General features: G+C 72.4%; 1 protein-coding gene. It reads right to left on the bottom strand.

Translation table 11 applies throughout. The annotated features are described in order from the left end of the window. On the bottom strand, nucleotides 1-409 hold a 409-nt coding region (locus ELR45_RS05395), incomplete at both ends, for an enolase-like domain-containing protein (protein ID WP_476704121.1).

A 409-nucleotide genomic window follows, 5' to 3' on the forward strand; every position in this document is an offset into this window, starting at 1 on the left:
CCCGGCTCCGATCGTCTGAGCCTGGGACCTGGCTGCAGTACGTCGGGATGTCCCGACGGAACGCACCACCGAGCAGCTGTGCCACCGGCAGGCCGGCCGCCCGGCCGCACACGTCCCAGAGGGCGATGTCGACGGCAGCGAGCGCATCCGCTTGGTGGCCGCCGAGATGCCCCCGTTCACGCATGAGCTCACCCAGCCGGTACCGCAGTGGACGCACCTGGTCGGCTCGCTCCCCCATGAGAACCGGCGCGAGCAGGTTCTCCACGATGGCGCCGGGCACCCCGGGAACCACCGGCGCCAAGGCCTCGCCCCAGCCGACCGTGCCGTCCGCGGCCTCCAGCCGCACGAACAACGTCTCGTGCGCGCGCGGCTGGAGCGTACCTCGACGCTCGTCGACGCCGTAGGGATG

The organism is Phytoactinopolyspora endophytica (genome assembly GCF_004138495.1).
GTDB classification, from domain to species: domain Bacteria; phylum Actinomycetota; class Actinomycetes; order Jiangellales; family Jiangellaceae; genus Phytoactinopolyspora; species Phytoactinopolyspora endophytica.